Annotated in this window: 1 protein-coding gene; it reads right to left on the bottom strand. The window is 72.4% G+C overall.

What is annotated here, in order from left to right; all coding sequences use genetic code 11:
• Positions 1-163 precede the first annotated feature (163 nt).
• Positions 164-439 (bottom strand): cupin domain-containing protein (locus CQZ88_RS14835; protein WP_258008605.1); only part of this gene is annotated, 276 nt, incomplete at its 5' end.

Genomic DNA, 439 nt, shown 5'->3' with positions numbered 1-439 from the left:
GATGATCCTCGACGGCGGGCTGACCGACAGCTTCGACACCGCCGGCCCGCTGCTGGCCGCGTTGGGGTGGCTGGTCGGGCTCACCGCGGTGGCGGCCTGGTTGTTCCGCCGGGCCCCGGCAAGCACACCGCGGCCCGGCGCCGGGCTCTGAACCACCCGGCGGTCAGTAGCTGGCAACGGTGAGCAGCGCGACCGTGTCGGCGACGGCGTCGATCCGGTGCCGGGTGCGGGGCAGGGCGATCAGGTCCCCGCTGCGCCCGTCCCAGCTCGCCTGGTCGGCGACGACCCGCAACCGCCCGCGCAGGATGTACACCGTTGCCTCACCGGGACCGACGTGCTCGGCCGTGGACTGCCCGGCCTGCAACACCATCAGAGTCTGCCGCAGCACATGGTCGTGCCCACCGTAAACGGTTTCGGCACTTCGACCGCTGGATGCGGT

Origin of the sequence: Rhodococcus sp. ENV425 (genome assembly GCF_002887785.1) — a bacterium.
Classification (GTDB): Bacteria; Actinomycetota; Actinomycetes; order Mycobacteriales; family Mycobacteriaceae; genus Rhodococcus; species Rhodococcus aetherivorans.
This window is presented reverse-complemented; position numbering and strand designations above follow the sequence as displayed.